The sequence below is a fragment of the Thermoactinomyces sp. CICC 10521 genome, from assembly GCF_016055135.1.
Classification (GTDB): Bacteria; Bacillota; Bacilli; order Thermoactinomycetales; family Thermoactinomycetaceae; genus Thermoactinomyces_A; species Thermoactinomyces_A daqus.
In genome coordinates this window covers 1-25575 of the sequence record NZ_JAECVZ010000022.1, presented here as the reverse complement: position 1 = coordinate 25575, position 25575 = coordinate 1, and the positions used below count along the sequence as shown (strand labels likewise).

General features: G+C 49.5%; 23 protein-coding genes, 1 pseudogene and 1 riboswitch. Of the genes and pseudogenes, 4 read left to right on the top strand and 20 right to left on the bottom strand.

What is annotated here, in order from left to right:
- Positions 1-234 precede the first annotated feature (234 nt).
- The 13 genes from wecB to I8U17_RS13615 form a co-directional block, all read right to left on the bottom strand.
- Entirely contained in the window at positions 235-1302 is a 1068-nt protein-coding gene (gene wecB, locus I8U17_RS13675) for a non-hydrolyzing UDP-N-acetylglucosamine 2-epimerase (RefSeq protein WP_198059554.1), read from the bottom strand.
- A 190-nt stretch (positions 1303-1492) separates the two neighbouring features.
- Entirely contained in the window at positions 1493-2056 is a 564-nt protein-coding gene (hpf, locus tag I8U17_RS13670; protein ID WP_198059553.1) for a ribosome hibernation-promoting factor, HPF/YfiA family, read from the bottom strand.
- Between the two features lie 251 nt (positions 2057-2307).
- Entirely contained in the window at positions 2308-2505 is a 198-nt protein-coding gene (locus tag I8U17_RS13665) for a cold shock domain-containing protein (RefSeq protein ID WP_033100539.1), read from the bottom strand.
- 215 nt (positions 2506-2720) lie between these two features.
- Positions 2721-3443: an amino acid ABC transporter ATP-binding protein gene (locus I8U17_RS13660; protein WP_198055527.1), complete on the bottom strand. Its 723-nt coding sequence runs from the start codon at positions 3441-3443 to the stop codon at positions 2721-2723.
- Between the two features lie 7 nt (positions 3444-3450).
- Positions 3451-4152, bottom strand: coding sequence for an amino acid ABC transporter permease (locus I8U17_RS13655; RefSeq protein ID WP_033100354.1), 702 nt, complete (start codon positions 4150-4152; stop codon positions 3451-3453).
- Positions 4153-4462: 310 nt separating this feature from the next.
- Positions 4463-5236, bottom strand: a complete 774-nt coding sequence (locus tag I8U17_RS13650) for a basic amino acid ABC transporter substrate-binding protein (protein ID WP_033100355.1) — start codon at positions 5234-5236, stop codon at positions 4463-4465.
- Between the two features lie 486 nt (positions 5237-5722).
- On the bottom strand, positions 5723-5998 hold the full coding sequence (locus I8U17_RS13645; protein ID WP_033100356.1) for an HU family DNA-binding protein: 276 nt from the start codon (positions 5996-5998) through the stop codon (positions 5723-5725).
- An 82-nt stretch (positions 5999-6080) separates the two neighbouring features.
- Positions 6081-6824: a ComF family protein gene (locus I8U17_RS13640; protein WP_198059552.1), complete on the bottom strand. Its 744-nt coding sequence runs from the start codon at positions 6822-6824 to the stop codon at positions 6081-6083.
- The gene (locus I8U17_RS13635) at positions 6805-8475 is read right to left on the bottom strand and encodes a DEAD/DEAH box helicase (RefSeq protein WP_198059551.1); all 1671 of its coding nucleotides are present in this window, start codon (positions 8473-8475) and stop codon (positions 6805-6807) included. Before I8U17_RS13635 ends, I8U17_RS13640 begins: the two co-directional genes overlap by 20 nt.
- Before the next feature lie 77 nt (positions 8476-8552).
- Entirely contained in the window at positions 8553-8981 is a 429-nt protein-coding gene (locus tag I8U17_RS13630) for a glycosyltransferase family 2 protein (protein WP_033100357.1), read from the bottom strand.
- 80 nt (positions 8982-9061) lie between these two features.
- The gene (locus I8U17_RS13625; RefSeq protein ID WP_198059550.1) at positions 9062-9802 is read right to left on the bottom strand and encodes a response regulator transcription factor; all 741 of its coding nucleotides are present in this window, start codon (positions 9800-9802) and stop codon (positions 9062-9064) included.
- A 183-nt stretch (positions 9803-9985) separates the two neighbouring features.
- A complete protein-coding gene (gene metK / locus I8U17_RS13620; RefSeq protein WP_033100359.1) occupies positions 9986-11185 on the bottom strand; it encodes a methionine adenosyltransferase in 1200 nt (399 codons plus the stop codon).
- Between the two features lie 206 nt (positions 11186-11391).
- Complete coding sequence (locus I8U17_RS13615; protein WP_198059549.1) at positions 11392-13689, bottom strand: S8 family peptidase; 2298 nt, start codon at positions 13687-13689, stop codon at positions 11392-11394.
- A 218-nt stretch (positions 13690-13907) separates the two neighbouring features.
- Between I8U17_RS13615 and I8U17_RS13610 the strand changes: the two genes are divergently transcribed.
- The 3 genes from I8U17_RS13610 to I8U17_RS13600 all read left to right on the top strand — a co-directional run bounded on the left by I8U17_RS13610 (position 13908) and on the right by I8U17_RS13600 (position 17005).
- Positions 13908-14978 (top strand): LCP family protein, encoded by a 1071-nt coding sequence (locus I8U17_RS13610; RefSeq protein ID WP_198055533.1) that lies wholly within the window; start codon positions 13908-13910, stop codon positions 14976-14978.
- Between the two features lie 268 nt (positions 14979-15246).
- Entirely contained in the window at positions 15247-16266 is a 1020-nt protein-coding gene (locus tag I8U17_RS13605) for an LCP family protein (protein WP_198059548.1), read from the top strand.
- Positions 16267-16360: 94 nt separating this feature from the next.
- Positions 16361-17005: a YigZ family protein gene (locus tag I8U17_RS13600; RefSeq protein ID WP_033100361.1), complete on the top strand. Its 645-nt coding sequence runs from the start codon at positions 16361-16363 to the stop codon at positions 17003-17005.
- A gap of 27 nt (positions 17006-17032) precedes the next feature.
- Here the strand turns inward: I8U17_RS13600 and I8U17_RS13595 are convergent, their stop codons facing one another.
- The 7 genes and pseudogenes from I8U17_RS13595 to I8U17_RS13560 all read right to left on the bottom strand — a co-directional run bounded on the left by I8U17_RS13595 (position 17033) and on the right by I8U17_RS13560 (position 24241).
- Positions 17033-17830 (bottom strand): MetQ/NlpA family ABC transporter substrate-binding protein, encoded by a 798-nt coding sequence (locus tag I8U17_RS13595; RefSeq protein WP_152568508.1) that lies wholly within the window; start codon positions 17828-17830, stop codon positions 17033-17035.
- A 15-nt stretch (positions 17831-17845) separates the two neighbouring features.
- Positions 17846-18499: a methionine ABC transporter permease gene (locus I8U17_RS13590; protein ID WP_033100363.1), complete on the bottom strand. Its 654-nt coding sequence runs from the start codon at positions 18497-18499 to the stop codon at positions 17846-17848.
- 6 nt (positions 18500-18505) lie between these two features.
- Positions 18506-19456, bottom strand: coding sequence for a methionine ABC transporter ATP-binding protein (locus I8U17_RS13585; protein WP_033100364.1), 951 nt, complete (start codon positions 19454-19456; stop codon positions 18506-18508).
- Between the two features lie 78 nt (positions 19457-19534).
- Positions 19535-19644, bottom strand: a riboswitch (SAM riboswitch).
- Positions 19645-20178: 534 nt separating this feature from the next.
- Positions 20179-20823: a sugar transferase gene (locus I8U17_RS13580; protein ID WP_033100365.1), complete on the bottom strand. Its 645-nt coding sequence runs from the start codon at positions 20821-20823 to the stop codon at positions 20179-20181.
- A gap of 221 nt (positions 20824-21044) precedes the next feature.
- Positions 21045-21983, bottom strand: a complete 939-nt coding sequence (locus I8U17_RS13575) for an SDR family oxidoreductase (protein ID WP_033100366.1) — start codon at positions 21981-21983, stop codon at positions 21045-21047.
- A 295-nt stretch (positions 21984-22278) separates the two neighbouring features.
- A pseudogene (locus I8U17_RS13565) lies at positions 22279-22604 on the bottom strand (aldehyde dehydrogenase family protein); the annotation flags it as partial.
- A complete protein-coding gene (locus I8U17_RS13560; RefSeq protein ID WP_198059547.1) occupies positions 22601-24241 on the bottom strand; it encodes an acetolactate synthase large subunit in 1641 nt (546 codons plus the stop codon). The gene I8U17_RS13560 and the pseudogene I8U17_RS13565, both read right to left, overlap by 4 nt.
- A 295-nt stretch (positions 24242-24536) precedes the next feature.
- On the opposite strand from I8U17_RS13560, the gene I8U17_RS13555 reads away from it, so the two are divergent.
- Positions 24537-25436 (top strand): LCP family protein, encoded by a 900-nt coding sequence (locus I8U17_RS13555; protein WP_198059546.1) that lies wholly within the window; start codon positions 24537-24539, stop codon positions 25434-25436.
- Positions 25437-25575: the final 139 nt, after the last annotated feature.

Here is a 25575-nt window from a genome sequence, read left to right as displayed (position 1 = left end):
CCTTACTTCTGGACAATCCATTTAGATTCATTTTATGAGATCGCTATAAACTTCAGCCGTGTTGACTTCTTCTATTCCTGCAAATACAGCACTTGCTTGTAACATTCCGGTTACTATATTACATTAACATGAAACAAAAAACGGTCAATGTAATATTAGTGAAATCTTTCGGATATTCTTTTTCCAAAAAAAGGCCGGCGGCCCGGTCAAAAATGGGGCCCCGGCCTGCTCCGGTCAGCCAAGGTCTTTCAGAAGTTGATCTGTGATTTTCTCCGATGCCCGCCCGTCGCCGAACACGTCTTTCATCCTGGTAAAATCAACGGTGAAATTGTCCACTGCATCAAGAATCTTCGACTGATCCGCCCCGACAAGGAGGTTGGCACCCAGCTCAACCGTTTCTGTCCACTCCGTTTCGTCACGCATGGTAATGCACGGAACTTTGGCAAAAAACGCTTCCTTCTGCACTCCGCCGGAATCGGTCAGTATTTTTTTGGCATTGACCTCCAGCTGCAGCATATCCAGATAGCCGACAGGTTCGATCAATTTGACGTTCGGATTGGTAATGGCAAGGCCCATTTGTGCCATTTTGCCCTTCGTCCTGGGATGAAGTGGAAGGACTGCCGGCAGCGGAAGTTCGTTGAGCGCTGAAATGATTTGCGACAAACGGGCCGGATCGTCGGTATTTTCCGCTCGGTGAAGGGTGATCAGGATATATTCCCCGGTCTTTATGTTCAGTTCTTTCAATATGCCGGACTTTTCATTCGCCAATCTGCTGTTGTACTGCACCGCATCCAGCATCACATCGCCAACCAGGTGAACTCCCCGGCGGATGCCTTCGGTGGCAAGATGGTTGACTGCCGTTTGCGTCGGGCAGAAGAGCCACTCAGATACATGGTCGGTGAGAATCCGGTTGATCTCTTCCGGCATCCGTTTGTTGAAACTGCGCAGACCCGCTTCGACGTGTGCGACGGGAACATGAAGCTTGCTGGCCGCGAGCGCTCCCGCCAAAGTCGAGTTGGTATCCCCGTAGACGAGCAAACAATCCGGTTTTTCTTTCAGAATCACTTCCTCGATCCGGGACAGCATCTCCCCTGTCTGCGCGCCATGGGATTTTGAACCGACATGCAGATGATAATCGGGAACCGGAATATGGAGTTCGGAAAAAAAGACATCCGACATTGATTTATCGTAATGTTGACCCGTATGTACCAATATCTCATCCGCTTGTTTGCGAATCGCGCGGGAAACCGGAGCCGCTTTGATAAATTGCGGTCTTGCTCCAACCACTGTCAATATTTTCATCTTGTTAAACCCCCTGCACCTTTCCTGTTCACCAGGAGACCTGATCTATATACGAAGTTATCATACCACAGGCAAGCCTCCCTGCAATAAAAATCACCGATTCTTCACGGGAACTCCATCAAAAAAGAGTTGGGGGCTTTTCCCCAACTCCCTTCTTAGACCCTGACAGGGTGAATTTTCCGTATTTGAATCACTCCGGTTCAATCAAACCATATTTGCCGTCCTTGCGGCGATAGATCACGTTGATCAGGTTTGTGTCAGCATTGGTAAATACGAAGAAGTTATGACCCAGCATGTCCATTTGCAAAATCGCTTCTTCCGTCCCCATCGGTTTCAGGTTAAACCGTTTGGTCCGGACCACTTTCAGGTCATTTTCTTCCTCGGTCACTGCCGTGACAGCCGTTTCATTGTATGCGCTTTCTTTCCAGTTGTTGCGGAAGCTTGCATCCTGGCGAGATTTACGATTCACTCGGGTTTTATACTTGCGAATCTGTCTCTCCAATTTTTCAACTACCAAGTCGACCGATGCGTACATGTCCTCGCTCGATTCCTCCGCGCGGCAAAGCAAGCCCGGATACGGAATCGTCACTTCGACTTTGTGCTGATCCTTGATTACACTCATGGCAACGTGAGCTTCTGCTTCCTGATTCGGAGAGGAATCGAAATACTTTTCGAGCCGCCCGAGTTTTCGTGCAGCAAAGTCTTTGAGCGCATCAGTCACTTGGAAATTGTTCCCACGGATGACATATCTCATAGAGAATCCTCCTTCCGCTTTGTACTCTATCTATTCCCTCATTTAAAAAAAATTCCTCCTCTTTTTTTTACAAACTTCGATAAAAAATTACACCAAAAATTACCATAATTTTTACCAGGATAATCCGGATTAAAAACCCGGCAATCTGAGAGGGTGACACGATCCGGACCGCATGCATTTTCACACTTTCAGCAAAAATGAAAGCTCCCCAGGTCCAAGATCCGGGGAGCGTTTTTTTTCGGTTTGGAATGTTACTTTTTCACAACGTTCGCAGCCTGTGGTCCACGCGAACCTTCCACGATTTCAAATTCAACCTCTTGTCCTTCTTCCAATGTTTTGAAACCTTCCATTTGAATCGCAGAGTAGTGAACGAAAACGTCTTCTCCGCCTTCGCGCTCAATAAACCCGTAACCTTTTTCCGCGTTGAACCACTTGACTTTGCCTTGCATGCAAACACAGTCCCTTCTTAAATTCAGATAATGGTCGGCATAAGAAACGCTCATGCCGGGAAAAATAGAACAGCATTGCCGCTGAAACAGCAACAAGCTTCCTGAAAGGAAATACCGTCCAAACCTTCTGTTTAACGAGTTTTCACTCGTATCACAGTTTTAAGTGTTTTCACACTCTGTGAGAATTATACCAAAAACCCGGCCAAAAGTCATCCCTACAACACCTTGCTTAAAAATGATTTGAGCCGTTCATGGCGAGGCTGTTCAAAAATTTGCTCCGGTGTTCCCTCTTCCAGAATTTTTCCGTCATCCATAAACAGAACGCGATCACCCGCCTCCCGAGCAAATCCCATCTCATGCGTGACGACGACCATGGTCATCCCTTCCCCCGCCAACTGTTTCATGACATCCAGCACTTCCTTGACCATCTCCGGATCAAGGGCGGAAGTCGGCTCGTCAAACAGCATCAGTTTCGGCTCCATCGCCAATGCCCGCGCGATGGCCACTCTCTGCTTCTGGCCGCCGGAAAGCTCTCCGGGATAAGCGTCCGCCTTCTCCTCTAACCCCACTTTCTCCAGCAGAGCCAGGGCCTTTTTCTCCGCCTCGGCTTTCTCCATCTTGCGAACGTGAATCGGCGCCAATGTGATATTATCCAGTACCTTTTTGTGAGGAAACAGTTCAAACTGCTGAAAAACCATTCCCACATCCGTGCGAACCCGATTGATATCCGTCTTTGGATCGGTCAAATCGAACCCGTTGACCACGATCCGCCCCGAACTGACCCGTTCCAGCAGATTCAGGCATCGCAAAAACGTGCTTTTCCCCGAACCGCTGGGCCCGATCACACAGACCACTTCTCTCTCCTGAATTTGTACATTGATCTCTTTTAACACATGATGGTCGCCAAAATATTTATTCAGATTTTCTACTGTGATCACTGGACAATCATCCCTTCTTGCTGCTCGTATTAAACCGTTTTTCCAAGTGGAAGACAATGCGGGAGAGAATCAGGGTCAGGACGAGATACATCACACCGGCCGCGATATACGGCGACCAGCGCACAAATGTGTTTTTCGCTGTGACAAATGCTGCATAGGTAATATCATTGACCGCGATGACCGTAACCAGGGACGTATCCTTTAACAGTGCAATAAACTCGTTTCCGAGCGGTGGCAGCATCCGTTTGACCGCCTGAGGCAGGATCACCAGGCGCATCGCCTGGGCATAGGTCATCCCCAGTGAACGCGCTGCTTCCATTTGCCCTTTTTCGATGGAAAGAATTCCGCCGCGAAAAATTTCCGAGATGTAAGCCCCGGCATTCATCGACAAGGCAACGAAAGCGGAAACCATGGCATCCGGCGTCTCCAAGCCGAGAATATCTTCAAACAACGTCGGCAACACGGCAAAATGAATGGTAAGAATCTGCAGGAAAAGAGGTGTTCCCCGAAACAAATCGACATAAAGCTTCGCTGGTATGACCAGCCACTTTTTTCCCGAAATCTGCATAAAACCCAAAATGAGTCCGATCAAAAGCCCGATGCATATGGCAACCACAGTCAATTCGATTGTGGTCACAACACCTCGGATAAACAAATCTTTGTACTGGACAATGACTGACCAATCGAGTTCGTTCAAAAGTTGATCCATTGTTATCCACAAACCCCTTTATCTGCAAATCATTGTTTTTCGAGTTATTCACAAAGTTATCCACATTATCCACAACATCCACAACCCAGGGATATACACAATTTGTCCACTATTTATCCACAAGTTATCCACAGAAAATGGACAAGGGGTGTGTTAATGCATTCATATTTAATGAATTCTTTATTTTGCACTTGTTTCCATTTTTATATAAAAATTTGTTGCCAGGTAAGATCGCTGGTTCCCCTGACCTTCCCGAGCCCTGACGGTCGGCCAGGAGTTCCCAACCGACAAAAGATGCGAGCGTTTCGAATCATTGTTGCGGTTCCGTCCCGAAATATTTTTGATAAATCTTGTCATACGTTCCGTTCGCTTTTACTTTTTTCAATCCGTCGTTCAGCTTTTGCAGCAGGGCCTGGTTGCCTTTGTGCACGGCAATCCCGTACTGTTCCGTCTTGATTGAAGGATCTTCAACAATCTTGTATTTGCCTTGGCCCAGCTTTTTGATATATTCCATGATCACGGCGTTATCGACGACCACCGCATCCAGTCGCCCGAGCTCCAGATCATGAACGGCAGACGGAATATCATCATATCCCTTGAGCCCGGAATAGGTTTTGCCGAACATCTCCTGCACAACCTGTTCTCCGGTTGTGGCCGTTTGCACTCCGATCCGTTTTCCGTTCAACTGTTTCAGCGATGATACATGGGAAGAGGTCGGTACCAGAATCAATTGTTTGGCATCGAAATAAGGAATGCTGAAATCATATTTTTTCTTGCGGTCAGGCGTAATGGTGATCGCCGCCATCCCGGCATCGAGCTTCCCGCGGGAAACGCCGTCAAGCATCTGGTCCCAGCCGTAATGTTTAAAATTGATCTTCAGGTTTTCTTCCTTGGCGATGGCCTGAATCAGATCGGCATCAAACCCGGTAATCTTCCCGTCCCCCTCCAATTTTTCAAATGGCGGAAACTCCGCATTCGTCCCGATCTGAATCACACTGTTATCCGTATTTTTATTCGTGCACCCGGTCAGGACAAAGGAAACGGCGACCACGGACGCGAGCAACATGCCAAGCCACTTCTTCATGTTTTTTCTCTCCTTTCAACTTTTCACCATTACCGGAATAAAAATCATCATTTCTCATTATGATGTAATTATTATAAGTATAAATGTATATTTATTCAATTCGTTTTTATTTACCAGATTTCAGGAGATCCCATCCTCATCCGTCAGATCCAGGCAAAATTACTTTGCCAAAGGAGAATAACCGGAATATTTTTAGAAAATTTTGTCATTAGTGCCGTTAAATTTGATCTCTTTCGGCAATTGTATGCTCCCTTTTTTACAATCCCGTAATATCGCATCTTAAAGGAAGGGAATGATCCCGATTTGTACACATAACCTCTCTCTTATTACCTTAAATTTCAAAAAATATGAGTACAAACTATTATTAAGTTTTAGATTTATTATAAAACAATGTCAGTATTAAATGCAATTCATCAAACAGTCACAAATAAAAACCGCCGTCTCCGGTTTTCTTCCGAAAACGGCGGCCTCAGCAAATGATGAATCTTACTGGTTCACCAAGTCTTTCAACTGTTTACCGGCTTTAAAAGCGGGCACTTTGCTGGCTTTGATCTCAATCTCCTCGCCGGTCTGCGGGTTGCGGCCGGTTCTTGCAGCACGTTCGCGCACTTCAAAGTTTCCAAAGCCAATCAGGGTTACTTTTTCCCCTTTGCTAAGCGCTTCCGAGATCGTCTGCAATACCGAATCGACGATAATTCCCGCTTCCTTTTTCGTTTTGCCCGTGCTCTCGGCAACGCGTTCTATCAATTCCGTTTTATTCATTTTCAACTCTCCTTCAAACCGATAGTCTTAAAAGGGATGCTATCTATTGGTGTTGACGAGTTTTTCCTTTTCTATACTCTTTTTATCTAGCAAACGTGACCGAGTAAACTCGGCTTGCTCCTGATACCAGCAGCGGTTTGGCACACTCCCTCAGCGTTGTGCCTGTCGTATACACATCATCAACAATAAGAACTGTTCGGTCCCGTATGCATTTCTCACAACCTTCACCTTCAATTTGAAATGCTCCTTTCAGAGCGAGCAGGCGTTCCTGCCGATTGCGCCTGCTTTGTGAAGCAAGATCTTTCTCTCTTCCCAGCAGAGGCAAAACCGGCAACCCAAGCCTTGCACCGATCACGCGGGCCAGAAGTTCCGACTGGTTGAATCCGCGTTCCGCTTTCTTCTCCTTATGTAATGGAACAAAGGTGATCACCGATATTCCCGTATGAGCAAAATGGGTTTGAACCACCTCTGCCATCCACCGGCCCATCGGTGTCGCCAAACTTTCTTTACCCCGATATTTGAACAACGACACCCATTCTTTTGCCTTTCCGCTGTAAACCACAGGACTGCGGTTTACAATCCGCTCTTCTTCGGCAAGACGCAGGCAATCGGGACAAAGATGATCAGCACCAGCCTCCTGCTTCCGCCCGCAAACGGGGCAAAACGGCCCGGAAATCAGTTCAACTCCCGCCAGACAGGTGGAACAGATTCTCTCCCGCACCGGAGCAAACGGAGACGGGCGGCGAACGAATGCCGTACAAAACTCGCAAGTGGGAGGCTGGGAAAAGAGAGACGACCATACTCCTTCAAAGATTATACGCCCCATCTTTGAGAAATCCTTCTTTCTTCGCACAATCATTTAACCATTTAATCTCCCTTTTTGCCCGCAATTGGGCATCCGTCTTTTCATCGGTCAAAAACCATACTTCTCCCTCCTGGTAGGAAGATGATCTTCCTGCTCTGCCCGCCATCTGAACGAGCGCCGCCGCCGTAAACACCGGATGATCTGCACCGATGACGGCAACATGGATCGCGGGAACCGTCACTCCCCTCTCCAAAATCGTCGTCGTCACCAGAAACCGCCATTTGCCCTCCCGAAAATGGCGCACCGTCTGTTCCCGCTGCAAATCGCCGGCGAAAACACCCCGGGCCTCTCGGTAAAAGTCCGGCTCACAGCATTTCATCCAGCGCAACACCCGGCTGACGTCTTCCACCCGCGGCACGAAGAGAAAGGCTTGTCCTTTCCGCTCCACCACCTGACGCAAAAAGGCGGAAAGCGGACGGATCGGTTTCCTCTTGCTTATCTTCTGCCAAAGCCGCCACTCCCGCTTCAAGGCCGGTTCAGGCATAGGATAACCGTGGTAGCGAACCGGCAGCAAAACTGTCGGTAAAATCTCTCTGCGCCCGAGCGCCTTCCATTCCGGCGGGGGAGTGGCAGTCAGCAAAATTTTCTTTGCCCCGGGTGAAAGCGCCCGTCCGATTCCCTCCTCCAACGCCCTGTTGCCATAGAGGGGGAATGCGTCAACTTCATCGACCACCGCAAGCTCAAACGACCGATAAAAGCGCAGGGCTTGGTGTGCCGTGGCAATCACCAACTCACCCGTTTCCAGCGTTTGGGCTGATCCGCCGTAGAGAGCGATCACCCTTCTGCCGGCAAATCCCTTTTCCAGACGGGGCTTTAATTCCAACACCACATCTTTGCGCGGAGTAACCCATAACACTTTTTTTCCCCGATTCAGCCAGTCCGCCACGATCGTCATCATCATCTCCGTCTTGCCGCTGCCGGTGGCCGCCCAGACCAGAACCTGCCTGTGTTGGCTAAGGTTCGCCCTGATTCTCTCCACTGTTTTGGCCTGGGCTTCTGTCAGCGGAGCAGTCCGGCAAGCGATTTCAGAACCGGCAAACGTGCGATTGTCCGGAGGAGAAAAGATAAACAGCGGAAAGCAGGTTCTCGCCCGACCGAGCAACAGGCAATGCTCGCAAACGACGCATCTTTCCCCACAGATCGCACAAGGAGTTTGCCTGAGAAGCGGCCCCCGGTATCCGCACCGTTCACACTTCCAGGTGACCGGCGGGCCCGCAGAGCGAACAGCCGGTCTGATGTCCGCCATTCCCGACAGGCTGAGCCATTGCAAGGCCCGGCGCATAAGGAAGGAGCCAGGCCACTTTTCGTATTTGCGAAGAAGGCGCTCCACTTCTTCCCACAGCAGCACTCTTCCGGCCAGCAGCGGGTGAATCTCTGCCGCCAGTTCGCGCACCGCGGTCATTTCTTCTCCCATCATGGGCGCTTCCCGCAGTGCCGGACCGAAAGCGTTCTTTCTTCCCCGGTTCCCGGCAAATTCTTGTCCAATCGATGACGATTCAATCATTTCCGCGATTTGCTTTCCTTGCTCTTGCCAATGGAAAAAGTCGACTTCCGGCGCGATACTCATCCTTCCATCGGCTTCTCCTTCCAATCGGTAAAAACAGAACCTCATCAAAAATCCCTCTTTTTTCCAGTGGACATCAAGAAAAAAACCCAAGGGACGGCTGATCACATCCCCGGGGCTTTTTTTCAGGCAAGACTCCGTTCCGTATCCTGTGAGGAATCCGAATCCCGCAGGTCGAGCACAAGCCATTTTTCCGTACTGTTCCTCTTCGACTCAAGCCATTCCTTGATTCGCTCTTCCGCTCCTTCACCAGGGGTGATGCGAACGATCTCCAGATTGGGATAGCGCTGTTTTAACCGCTCGAGGATCAACAGCGTATCATCGGTCGAGCCCACGTCGATGCAGGTAATTTTGCCTGCTTTTTTCCTTTTTGACTTGTTGGAAACATGGTAAGAGCGAATCATCCACTCGACGGAATGCTGGCTGTTTTTGGTGATCATGACCAAGTGCACGGCTTTGTTGTGATAATAATTACCGAAATAATGGGACAACTTTTTTGCCAGATAAAACATGACAATATAAAGGGCTACACTCCACAGAACCCAAAGTTCCATCGTATTGCCCCTCCTTCTTTATATCTTATGCCAAAAAGGTAGGGACTGTGACACAGACCTCGACTGATAACAGGCTCTTTTCAAATCAATTGAACCCATCCATACTTCATCGCGAGCAAAACCGCCTGCGTCCGATCTTGAACATTCAGTTTATAAAGAATATTACTGACATGGTTCTTAACAGTTTTTTCGCTGATAAATAAATGTTCACTGATACTTCGATTATTTTTACCCTGTGACATTAATCGTAAAACTTCCATTTCCCGATAGGTGAGAACCTCTTGCCACGGGATGGAAGGAGTCAAAGCGTAATGATAACAAATACTCCCTTCCATTCGGCTCAATCTTCGAAATTCGTTCACCAGTCTTCCCATCATGATCGGGTGAATATACACGCCCCCGTGTGCAATCACGCGAATCGCTTCAATGATGGGCTCTACTTTCATATCTTTTAACATATACCCGGCAGCGCCGGAACGAATCGTTTCAATAACATAAGGGTCAGCATGCTCAGAAAGGATTAACACCTTGGTTTGAGGAGCCATTTGACAAAGACGGTTCGTTACTTCCACTCCGTCGATCCGCGGAAGGTACAGATTGATGACGGCAACATGCGGTTTGGTCGATCCGCAAAGAAGCGGGACATCAATTCCGTCCGTACACTCCCCCACCATCACCATATTCTTTGTCCTCTTGATGGCTGTTTTAATTTGCTCCCGGTATTCGGTGTCGGGGTCTGCCAGTAAAACCCGGATCAGCGGTTGGATGTCCGTACCTGAAAATTCACTTCCTTCGAGGTGGCCTGTCTCCGGCTTCCTCATGGGCAAAGGGGTCACTCCTTTCTCGCAATATTCACCCTTATTCAAATTTTACCACGAACAAAACAGTTATGAAACAAAAAAGAAGGCGAGAAGAAAGGAAAAAGAGAGAATGAACGGGGAATTTGGCAGAAAAAGTCATCAAAAAAGAAAAAGGGCTGAGATTTCGTTTCTCAGCCCTAAAATTTAAAGCCCCGCTTCTTTTTTCAAGGTGTCGGCAAGATCCGTGCGTTCCCACGGCAAATCGACATCCGTGCGGCCAAAGTGACCATAGGCAGCCGTTTGACGGTAGATCGGGCGGCGCAAATCCAATTGGCGGATAATGCCGGCCGGGCGCAGATCAAAGAATTTCTCTGTCAATTCGACCAATTTGTCTTCACTTACTTTCCCGGTGCCAAACGTATCAATGCGGATGGAAACGGGACGGGCTACCCCGATGGCGTAAGCAAGCTGCACTTCGCACTTGTCAGCGAGTCCGGCAGCAACGATGTTTTTCGCTACATAGCGGGCGGCATAGGCTCCTGAGCGGTCAACCTTGGTCGGGTCTTTGCCGGAGAAGGCACCGCCTCCATGACGGGCATAACCTCCGTAAGTATCAACGATGATCTTACGTCCGGTCAAACCGGCATCTCCCTGCGGACCGCCAATGACGAATCGTCCGGTCGGATTGATGAAGTACTTGGTATTATCATCGAGCATCTCTTTGGGAACAATCGGCAAAATCACATGTTCCATGAGATCTTTCTTGATTTGCTCCAAAGCGACATGTTCGGAGTGTTGGGTGGAAACAACCACCGTATCGATGCGTACAGGTTGATCTCCTTCATATTCAACGGTTACCTGCGTTTTTCCGTCCGGACGCAGGTATTCCAGCGTACCGTCGACACGCACTTCATGGAGACGGCGTGCCAGTTTATGGGCCAATGAGATCGGGAGCGGCATCAATTCCGGTGTCTCATTGCAAGCAAACCCGAACATGAGTCCCTGGTCCCCGGCGCCGATCGCTTCAATCTCATCTTCCGTCATCGAACCTTCGCGTTTTTCCAATGCAACATCTACACCCATTGCAATATCGGGCGATTGTTCGTCAATAGAGGTCAAAACGGCGCAGGTTTCGGAGTCGAAACCGTATTTTGCCCGGGTATAGCCAATATCCTTAATCGTTTGGCGCACAATCTTCGGAATATCAACATAGCATTGGGTGGAAATTTCCCCCGACACAAGCACCAAACCGGTAGTGACCGAAGTTTCGCAAGCGACGCGAGCATTCGGATCTTTTTCCAAAATGGCGTCGAGAATGGCATCGGAAATCTGGTCGCAGATTTTATCCGGATGACCAACCGTAACCGATTCTGAAGTGAACAGGCTGCGTTTTTGTTCTCCCATTCATTCTCCTCCTTGCTAGCAAAATGACGCAATAAAAAACCCTTCCCATCGAGGAAAGGTTTTTGATTATCAGTTCATCCTCGAAACTCCCCGCCAGACCGTCAACCAGCCTGGAATAAAGCTTTATCCAAGTGAAGGGAACCTGTCTCTACATCATCAATAGAATAACCTAAAGAATAGGGAATTACAACTGTTGCTTTGGGGATTCACCTTCTGTTTTTCTTCCACTTTTTGTTTTTGAGTTGGATCTGGTAGAGAACCGGGCCACCCTCTTCCGTTCGCACCCGGATATAATGCCGCCCGGAGGGGAGGGACAGCGTTTGGCTGAATCGCTCTCCTTTCGCCAGCGTCACGGTCCCGCCGGACAGAGCGTAGAAATGGTGATCATAAACAGCCCATTCCAACCTTTTTACCGGCTGATCCGCCTGATAGAGAAAGGTGACTGTCTCTTCTCTGGTGCTGCTTATAACATACCAGTCCGGGATTCCGCCACCTGCCAATGCCCCTTTCACCCACTTGGCCGAAGATAGTAAAGCCGCTTTGTCCGGAGTGGAGTGATCTTTTCCATCCCCGATTGCCGGCCGGACCGTTATCACCAGATGATAAGGTTCACTGATGATATTCCCCCCGTAGTCGGAAACGGAAAACAGCAGATCTCCTTTCCCTCCGGGAACCCGCAGGCTCTCCGCTTCACCGGCTCCATGTTGATCTATTTTCCAATTGTGCCAATCGTCTTGCGGCATTTGCAGCAATACGGGGTCAAACCTCGGAGTCAACGGTTCCACTTTCACTTCCGCTTCACCGGAACGGGGCAGGGGTAGCCGGTACCAATCCTGATCCCCCTGCTTGTGAAGAGTTGCCTCGATGACTTCCTGCTTCCCCGGAAGCGCCAACTGTGCCGCCTGGGCCAATCGGTCATTTGGTTCATAACGATCCGCCCGCGGAATGAAATTTACCTGAAAGCTGTACGAGACAGGGACATCGCCGGCCGGGGAGGAGAATCCCAGAAAGACGTCATTTCTCTCAACCGGTACCCGCAACTGGTTCATCCCTTGCAACTGATAGGAGCGGACATCCTTTTCTTGCGGATTTTCAACAAACAACCTTGTTTTTTGAAAATGCCCGCGATTCTGCCTGAGATGAATCACCAGCGTTCCGGGACAGGGCAACTCCAGGCGGAACCAGTCCCGGTCACCCGGACGCAGAACGGCATCCATCTCCTGATCCAGGGACAGGGACATCGCCTGATGACGCTCATCATTCGGTTCATAGGGATCCCGTTTCAGCTTGCCGGAAAGCGCCCGGGCAGCATCCAAAATCCCGAACCCTTTTTGCCGGTCCCATCGCGGTTCCCCCGGTTTCTTTTGTGCCGTTTGCTTAAGGAGTTGCCGGATCTGCCCGGGAGTGTAATCCCGATGCCGCTGCCAAAGAAGAGCGGCCACTCCCGCTGCTTGCGGAGCCGCAAATGACGTGCCGGAATCCGTGGTAAAGCCCCCGCCCAACCGGGTAGTGGCAATCCGGTTTCCGGGAGCAGTCAAATCGAGACCATCCCCCTGGTTGGAGGTCGGTTCATGCAACCCGTTATTTTTGACCGAACCGACTGCCAGAACAGTGGGAAATGCCGCCGGATAATAAAGAGGCGAATCGTAGACGGTGTTGCCATTAAGATCGGATTCTGCATTTCCGGCAGCAGCAACGACCAACACTCCTTTTTTCTCCGCATCCTGCACCGCCTCTTCCATCAGCTTGGAATAGGTCCAGCTGCCCTGTGCCAGAACGATGATATCCGCCTTCCGCTTAATGGCCGCTTCCATCCCCTCAACTGTATAATATACTTCTCCGTCGCTCCCGTTCTCCATCACCTTGATCGGCATGATTTTCCCCGCTCCGACCGCTCCCTCCCGGCGCAGTCCGCCCCACGTCGCCGCTACCACCCCGGCCACTTCTGTCCCGTGCCCAAAGTGATCCTGAGGCGCTTCCTGCCGGTTGAGAATATTGACTCCCGGCACGAGCAAAGGAGAAAGGTCGGGGTGATGCAAATCGACGCCGGTATCGATGACCGCCACGATCACCGGACGGTCTGAAGGGGAGGAGGGTGGAACTTTGCTCCAGGCTTCTGACGCCCGAATTTGCTCCAGGTAACTGAAAGACAAGGACGATTCCCGTTCTCTTCCTTCCAATCCTCCTTCATTCAGCTGATAAGATCGGTCGCGCTGCATGTACCGTACGTCGGCGGCAGCGCTCCAACTATTGTGCCAGCTGTTCACATCCACGCCTTTTTTGGGACGAACCAAGTCGATTTCACTGCCTGCCAACACAAATTTCCGCAATAAAACCGCCTGATGCCAAAATGCGGGATCTGCCTTCTGCTGCCAGGCAACAATCCAGTTTTCCTGCCAAACTTTTTCAGTTTGGCTTCTCCCAAAATCCGGGTAACGGGTGACAGGGAGGAAAAAGCACCCTGCCAGCAGAAGGATGCTTAGGAGAGCACGTATAAAAGGCATATCATCTCACCAATTGTTCTATTATTTTCAAAAACAATACGCAGAAATGTATAGATACTTACGAATTTATTATATAAAATAAAAAAACGTAGACCTCTGTTTTACTACAAGCCTTACAAGCATTTCTTCCAATCTTTTTCCCTCTGTGAACTTTGTCTTTATCATTTCCATTGTGAAATGTGTTCGTATGAAAAAATTTCGGCAAGTGAGGAATTAAAATGGAAAGAGTAGAAAGAAGCCGCATTCATCGCGTGCGGAAAAAGCGAAAAAAGAAGTGGACTTTTCGTATTCTTACAGTCTTTATTCTTCTTATTTTAGGTGTCGGTGCATACTTCGGCACGCAGATTTGGGGCGCGTTTGCCAACAGCGGCAAAAAATTGAGCAAATCGGACTTGCGGACGTCCCAAGTTGAGTTTCAAAAAGACCCGTTTACCGTGTTGCTGATCGGGACAGACCAGAGAGGACACACAGCAAACTGGCGCTCCGATGTCCTGATTCTCGCCGCGGTCAATCCCAAAACGAAGTCGATCAAACTGGTCAGCATCCCCCGGGATGTCTATACTGAGATTCCCAATTCCGGCGGAGTCAAAACCAAAATCAATGCTGCTCCTTACTATGGTTACAAATCGGGCGTCGGTCAGGTGCAAAATATCCGCCTGGCGATCGAGCACGTTCTCCACATTCCCGTCGACTACTATGCCAGAATCAATTTCCAGGGATTTGAGGATATCGTCGATGCTCTCAACGGGGTTGACGTCAATGTGAAGTTTCCGTTTCACCAGGCAGCCATTGGCGGGAAAATGGTTTACTTTGAACCTGGAGAACACCATTTAAACGGCTCCGAAGCGCTCGCGTACGTCCGGATGCGCCATCAGGACCCCAAAGGCGATCTGGGACGAAATGAACGGCAGCGGGAAGTTATTTCCGCACTGATCAACAAGATGGCCAGTGCAGAAGGCGTGTTCAATTTCGGCGATGTGATGAAGGCAGTCGGCAATAACTTTGAAATGAGTTTCCAGGCCACCGATATCCCTGCCCTGATCGAACTGTACCGCAGCATTCCCCAACAAAACATTGAAACGCTGCAGGCAAATGTAACGTTTGAAAAAATCCCCGGTGTCGGTGATGTGGATATCCTGAACCAGGCCGAACGGGATCGCATCAATAAAATAATGTCTGAGCAACTGGGAATCAAACCGCAACCCGGCGGTACCACCGGAGCCGGAGTTGGCACCGATGATTCCAATCAGTCAAACGGTCAATCAACCGGTGAAAGCGATAGCTATTGAGCTGTCGCTTTTTGCTTGTAAATTTGTGTTTTCGTGAACGTATGTTGTAGGCCGGATTCCTGATGACCGGTCAGCGAAGCCCCCTCCCATCCTGATTTCGCTCCCCCCACGCAGACGGATCATTTCCGGGTTACAAGCTTTTATCGAACTGTAACATTTTATTTTGAAAAAAGTTATATAAAATCCGGCCACCTTTCGAATAAATAATATAGAATGATCTATATTATGCGGATTCATACTTCGCTTCTCAGACAGGGTGGGAAAAGAAATGGCTGACCAGATAAAGTCTCCTGTCAAAAAAAAGAAAGGGAAACGTATTTTTCTTACACTTCTCTCTATTGTCATACTTGTCTGCGTCGCTTTGGGATTCAGTGTTGCCTGGCAGATGTGGGGGGCACTGGCGGCCAACAGCGGAAAAAAGTTGCCCAAATCCGATATGCGGACAAAACAGGTGGAGATGAAAAAAGATCCGTTCACCGTTCTGCTGATCGGCACCGACCAGCGGGGGCACTCCAAGGACTGGCGCACCGATGTGCTCATCCTGGCCGCCGTCAATCCCGAGAATAAGTCCGTAAAGGTGGTAAGCATCCCACGGGATTTGTACGTTACCATCCCCAACACTAATGGCATGAAAGGCAAAATCAACTGGTCTGCAGCCTACGGCACAAAAGTGGGGCCGGTCGAAAACACGAGAGAAGCAATCGAAAACCTGTTGCAGGTTCCGGTCGATTCCTATGCCAAGATCAATTTTCAAGGGTTTGAAAACATTGTTGATGCCCTTGGCGGGGTGGACGTGAATGTGAAATTTCCTTTTCACCAGCGGGCCATCGGCGGAAAGATGGTTTACTTTGAACCAGGGAAACATCATTTAAACGGCGCGGAGGCTCTTGCCTACGTCCGTATGCGGCATCAGGACCCGCGGGGCGATTTGGGGCGGAATGAACGGCAGCGGGAAGTGATCGCAACCTTGATCGATCAAATTGCCAGCACCAATGGTTTATTAAATTTTGGTGATGTGATGAAGGCGGTCGGGAACAATTTTGAAATGAGTTTCAATCTGTCGGACATCCCGGGCCTGATCAACCTGTATCGGACAATCCCCAAGGAGAACATCGAAACGGTTGAAATGAAAGTCACTTTTGACCGGATTCCCGGTGTGGGGGATGTCGACATTTTGCATTCATCCGAACGGCAACGCGTGATCACGATCTTGCAAGACCAATTGAATTTTCATCCCGAACCGGACGGAAATGCGGCAATTGACTCTGAAGGCTCCCTACAGGGGTGAACGGTACGGAAGAAAGTGGCGGCAAATAAAACCCGCCACTCTTTTTTATGGCCATTTTTCTCTTTATAATAAATTATGGAAGGTAGTGAACAAAATGAACCAAAAATATCGCACCATTGGATCTTTTGGCGAAACGGAAATCATCATTCAAAAATCACGCTTTATCTGCCGGGCGAAAAGGGTGGAATCGGAAGAAGAAGCAGTTCAATTCATTCATGACATATCCAAACAGCACTGGGATGCCACCCATAATTGCTACGCTTATCTGGTCACTGAGCTTCAACAAAAATCGTCCGATGACGGGGAACCGGCGGGAACGGCAGGACGGCCCATATTGGAAGTGATCCATGCCAAAGACCTCCTCTACACGGCCATTGTCGTCACCCGATATTTTGGCGGCATCAAGCTGGGGGCCGGCGGACTGATTCGCGCCTACAGCCAGGGAGCGGCCGCGGCGATCGAGGCGGCAGGAATCATCGAACGCATCATGCACCAGGAAGTTCTGCTCACCTTTGATTACTCCTTTATGGGAAAGATGGAACACGAACTGCACAAAACGGGGTATCTGCTGGAAACGCCGCAATTTACCGACGTGGTCACCTGGCCCGTCTGGACACCTGCAGGCGAAGAACAGCAGTTGATTGCAAAAGTGACCGATTGGACACACGGCCAGGCAAAGATCGTCCTGGGAAAACAAGAATTTAAAGAACGCGAAGAAAGACGCCCCCACGAGAAGTGAGAGCGTCTTTCTTCTGTTACTCAGACTTTAAAATGCCGGGATGATGGCACCTTTATATTTTTGCTCAATAAACTTTTTGGTGTCAGGCGAAGTGAGGGCTTTCGCCAGCTTTTGAATGCGCGGGTCGTTTTCTTTCCCTTTCTTCACAGCCAGCACATTCACATACGGGGAATCCTTGCCTTCAATGATCAAGGCGTCTTTCGTCGGATTCAGATGGGCTTGCAAGGCATAGTTCGTATTGATTACATCCAAGTCGACATCATCGATCACGCGGGGCAGCATTGCCGGTTCCAACGGTTTGAATTGCAGCTTTTTGGGGTTGGAAACAATATTGTTTACTGTTTTTACCCCTTTGTCATTGTCCAATTTGATCAGGCCGTTTTTCTCCAACAGGAGCAGTGCGCGGGTAACTTCGCTGGTTCCGTTCGGAATGGCGACGGTGGCTCCGTCTTTCAGCTCTTTAATATTTTTAATCTTATGGGAATATGCCCCCATCGGCTCAATGTGAACCCCGACGACTTTGACCAGATGATAACCCTTCTCTTGGTTGGTCGTGTCCATCCAGACGATGTGCTGGAAATAGTTGGCGTCCAAATCGCCTTCTTCCACTGCTTTATTTGGCAGGACATAATCCTGGAACACTTTGATGTTCAAATTTACGCCTTCCTTGGCCAAAATCGGTTTTACGTGCTCCAGAATCTCCGCATGGGGAACGGCGCTGGCACCAACGGTTAACGTATTGGACGATTCTTGCTGCTGCGAGCAGGCTGTCAGCCCGACCAGAGAAAGGACAGCCGCAAGAAACACCGAAAACAATCTTTTCATCAACTAGCACACCCCTTATCTTTTATCCAGATAACGCGCAATCGCATCGCCAATCACTTGAATGATTTGCACCATGACAACAAGAATGAGACCGCAAGAATACAACATGCCGTTATTGAATCCCTGAAAACCGTAACGGTAAGCGGCATCTCCCAGTCCGCCGCCGCCAACGATCCCGGCCATTGCCGAAAAACTGACCAAAGAGACACAGGTAACGGTCAAGCCGGAAACAATGGCTGGCAGACTTTCAGGAAGCAACACTTTGCAAATGATCGTCAAACGGCTGGCTCCCATCGCTTGCGCCGCTTCGATCACGCCTTTGTCAATTTCGCGAATCGCAGTTTCGACCATGCGTGCATAAAAAGGAGCAGCTCCTGCAATCAGCGGGATGGTGGCCGCGGTAGGTCCCAAAGTGGTTCCGATCAAAAATTGTGCAACCGGGAATAAGAAAAGAACGAGGACGATAAAGGGAACCGCGCGAAAAATGTTTACCACGAGCCCCAGCACTCGTTGCACAAAGCGATTCTCACAAAAATAACCGCGATCGGTCACCACCAGAAGCACACCCAGCGGAATTCCCAACAAAAAAGTGAACAAGGTAGAGATCCCGACCATGTACAACGTCTCATTTGTAGCTTGCCAAACTTGATCCCAGGCTATTTGTTCCATAAATTGTCACCTCCGGTTAAGCAAATTTACCGCTTCTTCCACCTCTTTGTTCTCCCCGGACAGTGTGACCTGAATGCTCTCTTCCGCTTCGCTGACTTCACCGGTCACCTGGCAGGTAAGACCGCGGTCTTTGGCGATTTGCGCCAGTTGCGGCAACTTGTCCAAGGAAACGAACAGGGTTCTGCCGCCTTCTTTGACTGCCTGCTCTTCGCTTGTGCCCACACCGTAAATAAATTGCCGGGTCAATGGATGGGACGGCGACTGAAAAATTTGCTCCACCGCTCCGGTCTCCACCACTCTGCCACTTTCCATGACGGCCATTTTGTTGCAGATTGCACGGACCACACTCATCTCATGGGTAATCAGAACAAGGGTAATCCCGGTATCCTTGTGAATCTCCTTGAGCAACTGCAAAATCGAAGCCGTGGTCTCAGGGTCAAGAGCCGATGTTGCCTCATCACATAACAGGACATCCGGATCATTGGCCAGCGCACGCGCGATCCCCACCCGTTGCTTCTGTCCCCCGCTCAATTGGGACGGATAGGCATTCGCCCGGTCAGCCAAACCCACCCGTTCAAGCAGGTGATTTACCTTCTCATCGATCTTCTGCTTGGGCACTCCGGCGATTTCAAGCGGAAAGGCGACATTATCCCTTACCGTACGCGACCAGAGCAAATGGAAGTGCTGAAAAATCATGCCGATCTTTTGGCGCGCCTGACGCAGCTCTTTTGTTTTCAACGCGGAAATATTCTTGCCATCGACGATGACTTCTCCGCTCGTCGGGGTTTCCAGACCGTTGATCAGGCGCAGCAATGTACTCTTCCCGGCTCCGCTGTAACCGACAATCCCAAAAATATCGCCCCGTTCGATTTTGAGGGAAACTCCCTGAAGAGCGGTTACGGCCGCCCCTTTGCCACGTGCCGGATATTCTTTTATCACATTATTGATCTCGATCATTTTTTCACCACCTTTAATCACACTAAAAAACCCCTTTCCACGCAGATGCAGAAAGGGGATAAACGCCGTTATCGCCTTCTCTCATCTGCCAGGGCAATTGCCCTGCAGGAATTGGCACCTTTCTGTCCGGGGACAGATGGTTGCCGAGGGGTCATCGGGCCTGTTCCCTAACCCTCTCTCGATAAGAGAAATTCGCGTTGATTTCATTGTATCATCAAACTGAAATATAAATTATCACACAGAACATTATTAGTCAATAAATAAAATTATTTTATCTTTACCTAAAATCAGGAAAACAACGGACAAGCGGGTGCAATGGACCTGATCCATAAAACAGAATAATGAATTTGATCCGCGCATGGTAATCGAATCAACATAACTGTTTTCATTCATATCTCAACTGTTACTCTGACATTACATTTCGTTAACAAAACGCCATTTTCTCACTAGCCCTCATGTTCGTGGCGTATAATATAGATACATCCTTCCGTTAAATGGAGGTGCCCGACATGGAAACAACTCTGGTTGTCGGCAAAGCCTTTTGGATCGGAATATTGAATGCTTCCTGTTTGAGCATCCCGTTATGGCTGTTGATTTATTACTGCTTGCGGCTCTGTTTTTAAACGCCGCTGGTGCACCTGATGCTTAAAATAGAGACAATTATCATTCATGTTCAATATAAACGCAAAACGGGTTGCCCCTGACTGGCACCCGTTTTTGGCCTAACGCGCTCCGTTACCGGAAAGTACAACCCAGACGGTACGCAACAGGATTTGCATATCGATTTTGAAAGACTGATGTTGAATGTAATACATATCCATCTCAAACTTTTCAGCAGGGGTAGCCTCATATCCACCGTTTACCTGCGCCCATCCCGTCAAACCGGGCTTCACCAGCAAACGCTTTTTAAATCCGGGAATTTCCTCGGCAAACTGCTCGGTAAAGACAGGGCGCTCCGGACGCGGACCAATCAAGCTCATATCGCCGCGCAAAATATTGATCAACTGAGGAATCTCGTCGATCCGCGTCTTGCGGATAAATTTGCCTACCCGGGTTACGCGCGGGTCATTTTTGGCTGCCCATTGCGGCCCGTTTTTCTCCGCATCCGTCCGCATCGAACGCAGCTTGATAATGTAAAACGTCTTTCCATTAAGCCCTACACGCTCTTGTTTATAAAAAACCGGGCCCGGCGATTCCAGCTTGATCGCGATCATGGTCAAAAGCAATACGGGTAACGTGAAAATCAACAGGGCAATCGAAAAGAAAACCTCAAAACCGCGCTTAAAAGCGGGGTACAGTGAAGAAGAGGTGGAAACTTTGCCCGAAAACGCGCGCGAATTGCTCTCATAGGCCATTTTTGAACGCATCCGCTATCCACTCCTGCTGTGTATAGTGATCAAAGGTCAGTTCCCTTATGTCCGTAAGTTAAGTTTACAAAAATGACAGTAACATTACAGTAATGTTTCAACGATTACTGTAACCAAGTATACTGTAGATGGCCCTGAAAAACAATAGCCGATTTGTTAAAAAAGAATGGATTTCGGGCCGCTTGTTGCGAAATTGTGTCCTCCGGATTCCTCTTTAGTTTCTACATTTCTTTGTCCATTTTACGGTAGATATCCTGGTAATATTCGTAGGTTTTACGCAATCCTTCCTCAAGTGTCACTTCCGGCTGCCAGCCGAGTACCCGGCGAATTTTTCCATTGTTGAAATAGCTGTGCTTGATATCCCCCTCCCGTTCGGGGCCGTATTCCACCTTGTTTTCATACCCAGCGATCTCATTAAAGCGCTTTACCACTTCATTAAGCGATGTGCTGACACCCGTGCCCACATTGAACACTTCACCATCTCCTTGTGACAGGGCCATAATATTGGCTCGAGCCACATCTCCCACGTAAATGTAATCGCGGGTCTGCTCCCCGTCACCAAAAACAGTGAACGATTCACGGCGCAGATATTTATCCACCAGGATGGAGATAACACCGCCTTCCCCGCGCGGGTCCTGTCGCAAGCCGTACACGTTGGCGTAGCGCAAAATCGTGTAATTCAATCCGTAAAGTTGACGGTAAATCGCGAAGTAGTGCTCGGGTGTATATTTCGACACGCCGTAGCCGGACAACGGAGCGACCGGGTGCTTTTCATCGATGGGCAGGTATTCGGGATTTCCGTAAATCGCTGCCGAGGAAGCATAAACCACTTTTTTGACACCGGTTTTTCGGCAGGCTTCAAGCAGATTAATGGTTCCCAAAATGTTCACGGTTGCATCAAACATCGGCTCTTTCACCGAGGTATGAACATGGATTTGCGCCGCCTGATGGATGACCGCTTCGGGCCGTTCGCGCTCAAACACATTCAACAGATCGGAATCGGTGATATCTATTTGGTAAAAGCGGGCTTTTTCATTTATATTTTCTTTTCTTCCGGAGGAGATGTTGTCAACAATAACCACTTGATCCCCTTTTTCCACTAACTGATCAACAATATGCGAACCGATAAAACCGGCACCGCCGGTCACTAACACCTTCATCGACAATAAACCCCTCTCCAATTAGGTTGGTTTTTCTCCCTCGACAAAGCGGAAAACACTCCCTTTGTCTGTAAATAATCTTACCAACTGGACAAATAATAAGCAAAGGGAGCTTATAAATAGAAGCTTTACAATTCTGTCAACAGCCATTCGCCCGGACGCAAAAAAGACCAACCGCCGGCAAACGGTCAGTCTTTTGCTCCCCTTTTCCGATATTCAAGTTCATAATCTCAAATTCCCCCGACGGAGATGTATTTCGTTCCCAAATGCTCCTCAAGGCCCTGCCGGCCTCCTTCAGCGCCGGGCCAAGCTTGCAAGTGATCATCGCCGCCGGGAAATTCCACGGGGTGATTGCCACGACAACTCCGACCGGGTGCTTGATCACAAACAGGCGCTTGCGGGGATGGGAGGCCAAAATGGTTTCTCCATAAATGCGTTTTGCTTCTTCGCTGTACCACAGAAGAAAATCAGCCGCGTCATTGTCGCTTTTTTCACATCCTCGGGAGCGGCATCCACCACCCGGCCCGCCACCTCCCCCGTCGCCGGACCGGTCAGATCAAACAAAGCGTTGGACTTCGCGGACACCCATTTGCCTTCGATAAATAATCCGAATTCCCTCATCTTGTCTCATCTCCGCAACCGAATCTGATTTTCTCTTCCAACTTAAGATTCTCCCTGTAATCGACCGGACAATCAATCAGAACGGGCCCTTCCGCATGAAGAGCTTTCTCCAGCAGGGGACGCAACTCTTCCCCTTTCTCCACCCGACAGCCCTCTATTCCGAAGGAACGCGCCAAATGGACAAAATCGGGATTGCCAAACGTCACATGGTGAGAATGGCGGAACTTTTCCAACTGCTTCCACTCGATCAAGCCGTAACCTCCGTCTCTCCACAGCAGAATCACCAGCGGCAGTTTTAGCCGGGCGGCGGTCTCCAGCTCTTGCACATTCATCAGGAATCCGCCGTCGCCGCAAACGGCCACCACCCGGCGCTCCGGCTTCACCAATTTGGCTGCGATCGCCCCGGGAAGCGCAACCCCCATCGTTGCCAGTCCGTTGGATATGAAACACGTATCAGGGGCAAACACGGGAAACATCCGCCCGAGCCAGACCTTGTGCGCCCCGACGTCGCATACAACGAGATCATCGTCATTCATCGCGGCGCGCAGGTCATATAATATTTTGGACGGTTTTAGCGGAAAAGCCGTGTCCTGTCCGGCCTCTTCCCACTCTTGGCGAATTTTCCTCCGCAACTCGGCAAACGGAGCCGGTAAGGCCGTTCGCTCCCTTACCAGCTCCGTCAAGCGTGCCAAATTGCATGACAGATCTCCGATCAGGCTGGCAACAACCGGATAATGGGCATCCACTTCCGCTTCTTGCCAGTTGATATGAACCACCTGTTTGCGTTCCTTATTCCAGCGAACAGGCGAATATTCGATATAATCATAGCCGATGGCCAGCACGAGATCAGCTTTGTCAATCGCTTCATCGGCCCAATCGCGCCCCCATGTCCCGGCGGCGGCCAGATGCGTGTCCAGCCTCCATGACACCGCTCCTTTTCCCATAAACGTTTCCAGGACAGAAGCACACAGCTTCTCCGATAAAGCCGCTACTTCCCGGCTCGCCTTTCCGCGAAGAGTGCCCGCTCCGGCTAAAATGAGCGGCATCTCAGCCGCATTGATTTGCTCTGCCGCCCGTTTCATGTCAATTTCCGCGGCTTCCACCCTGCCCAGGGCACTTGCAATCCCGGTAACGCTGTCACCTTCTTTTACGGCCAGATCTTCCGGCAGTTCAATAAACACGGCACCCGGCTTCTCGCTCATGGCCAGGTTGAATGCTTTCTCAATGGTTTCCCGCGGCGCGGACGAGTGGCGAATCGTCGTGCTCCACTTCGTAATCGGGCGGAAAAACTCAGGCAAATCCACCATTTGGTGGGAAGGATGATGCAGTCGGTTCGTCTCCGCCTGCCCGGCAATCGCGATCAAAGGGAGACCGTCAGCATTGGCAGTCGCCACCCCTGTCGCCAGGTTGGCCGCCCCCGGCCCCAATGTGGACAGGCAAACACCGGGAATCCCCGTTAACCGGCCAACCATCGCTGCCATCATCGCTGCGGTTTGTTCATGTCTGGTCAAGATAAATTGAATGGAGGAGTTCCGTACCGCTTCCAGAAAATCAATATTTTCTTCCCCGGGAACGCCAAACAGATAGCGAACCCCTTTTTCCTCCAGAGACTGAACCATTTCCTCCGCAATATTCATTGCCAACACCTCTTTGGGATGTCTTTCTTACTAGTTGTTTCCGAAGCCGCTTTCCGGAAAACACAGGATCGGATTCAATGCAGGTTCCAAAAATCATCCTCGATCATTGGCTGAATATTTGTTATAATGCAAAAAGCCATCTGTAAATAAATTCAATTTATTGAAAATAACGATAAGAGGGGCGCCATAAAACGCCATCGGCACAGAACCAATCAGCCGGTGGGATCGTGGGGTTATGGAAAATGAGCGCGGTCTTCGTTGCCGCCACAATCTGGACAAGTGAGGGGAAAACACATTGAAAAGACGATTTTTGCGCATTCTTTCCGTCCTGATTTTCGCCATAGTCATCGCTTTTGCCTATTATGCCTATCAGATCTGGCTGGCGATGGGACGAGCCTATGATCCTTCGACGCGCATCAAATCGAATAAAAGGCAAGAAGCCGTCTCCTTGACAAATGATCCGGTTTCGATCTTGCTTCTGGGCGTCGATGAACGGAAAGGAGACATCGGAAGATCGGACACGATTATGATCGCTGCCATTAATCCCCAAACGAAAACAGCGATTCTGACCAATATCCCGCGCGATACTTTGGTAAAAATCCCGGGAAGGGAAGAAAAAACGAAAATCAACCACAGTTATGCCTACGGAGGTGCCCGGCTGACCCGGCTCACCGTGGAAAATTTTCTCGATTTACCGATTGACGCGTATGTCAAAATCAATATGCAGGGATTAAAGGAAATTGTCGATGAACTGGGCGGGGTGGATGTAGAAGTGCCCTTTGACTTTACATATGAAGGAGTTCATTTCACCAAAGGGCCGATGCACCTGAACGGCAATCAGGCGCTGACCTTTGTGCGCATGCGAAAAGCGGACCCGAACGGGGATTTTGGACGCATCAAAAGGCAGCAGGAATTGATCCGGGCCATCCTTCAAAAAGGAACCAATTGGGGTTCACTGACCAAGCTGGATAACGTCATGGAAAAATTGGGCGACAATATCAAAACGGACATCCCTCCCATCGAGTGGATCAAGCTGCAAAACCTGTATGCGGGAATCTCCGGAAACCGGATCAAGACCGTCACTTTCCGGGGAGAAGACGCAATGATCAACGGGGTATATTACTTTAAGATCAGCCAGCAGGAAGTGCGGCGCGTTCACGATATTTTGGCCAAACAATTGGAATACACCGAGTGACACAAAATGCAAAAAGGATGCTTTGGTCCGAAAGCATCCTGAGGTTGTTGACAAAGAAGGTCAACAGCCTTTTTTGTTGAAAAGGTATAAAAAAACATTCCGAAGGAAGGTTTCTATGTTCAGGACGAATTCATCCAGA

Coding starts and splice junctions, on each gene's coding strand:
- hpf (WP_198059553.1), bottom strand. CDS start 2,056: ATGAGATATGTCATCCGTGGGAACAATTTCCAAGTGACTGATGCGCTC.
- I8U17_RS13605 (WP_198059548.1), top strand. CDS start 15,247: ATGGCTGACCAGATAAAGTCTCCTGTCAAAAAAAAGAAAGGGAAACGT.
- I8U17_RS13590 (WP_033100363.1), bottom strand. CDS start 18,499: ATGGAACAAATAGCCTGGGATCAAGTTTGGCAAGCTACAAATGAGACG.
- I8U17_RS13650 (WP_033100355.1), bottom strand. CDS start 5,236: ATGAAGAAGTGGCTTGGCATGTTGCTCGCGTCCGTGGTCGCCGTTTCC.
- I8U17_RS13645 (WP_033100356.1), bottom strand. CDS start 5,998: ATGAATAAAACGGAATTGATAGAACGCGTTGCCGAGAGCACGGGCAAA.
- I8U17_RS13585 (WP_033100364.1), bottom strand. CDS start 19,456: ATGATCGAGATCAATAATGTGATAAAAGAATATCCGGCACGTGGCAAA.
- I8U17_RS13630 (WP_033100357.1), bottom strand. CDS start 8,981: ATGGAACTTTGGGTTCTGTGGAGTGTAGCCCTTTATATTGTCATGTTT.
- wecB (WP_198059554.1), bottom strand. CDS start 1,302: ATGAAAATATTGACAGTGGTTGGAGCAAGACCGCAATTTATCAAAGCG.
- I8U17_RS13600 (WP_033100361.1), top strand. CDS start 16,361: ATGAACCAAAAATATCGCACCATTGGATCTTTTGGCGAAACGGAAATC.
- I8U17_RS13610 (WP_198055533.1), top strand. CDS start 13,908: ATGGAAAGAGTAGAAAGAAGCCGCATTCATCGCGTGCGGAAAAAGCGA.
- I8U17_RS13580 (WP_033100365.1), bottom strand. CDS start 20,823: ATGCGTTCAAAAATGGCCTATGAGAGCAATTCGCGCGCGTTTTCGGGC.
- I8U17_RS13625 (WP_198059550.1), bottom strand. CDS start 9,802: ATGAGGAAGCCGGAGACAGGCCACCTCGAAGGAAGTGAATTTTCAGGT.
- I8U17_RS13575 (WP_033100366.1), bottom strand. CDS start 21,983: ATGAAGGTGTTAGTGACCGGCGGTGCCGGTTTTATCGGTTCGCATATT.
- I8U17_RS13665 (WP_033100539.1), bottom strand. CDS start 2,505: ATGCAAGGCAAAGTCAAGTGGTTCAACGCGGAAAAAGGTTACGGGTTT.
- metK (WP_033100359.1), bottom strand. CDS start 11,185: ATGGGAGAACAAAAACGCAGCCTGTTCACTTCAGAATCGGTTACGGTT.
- I8U17_RS13655 (WP_033100354.1), bottom strand. CDS start 4,152: ATGGATCAACTTTTGAACGAACTCGATTGGTCAGTCATTGTCCAGTAC.
- I8U17_RS13615 (WP_198059549.1), bottom strand. CDS start 13,689: ATGCCTTTTATACGTGCTCTCCTAAGCATCCTTCTGCTGGCAGGGTGC.
- I8U17_RS13560 (WP_198059547.1), bottom strand. CDS start 24,241: ATGAATATTGCGGAGGAAATGGTTCAGTCTCTGGAGGAAAAAGGGGTT.
- I8U17_RS13635 (WP_198059551.1), bottom strand. CDS start 8,475: ATGAGGTTCTGTTTTTACCGATTGGAAGGAGAAGCCGATGGAAGGATG.
- I8U17_RS13640 (WP_198059552.1), bottom strand. CDS start 6,824: ATGGGGCGTATAATCTTTGAAGGAGTATGGTCGTCTCTCTTTTCCCAG.
- I8U17_RS13595 (WP_152568508.1), bottom strand. CDS start 17,830: ATGAAAAGATTGTTTTCGGTGTTTCTTGCGGCTGTCCTTTCTCTGGTC.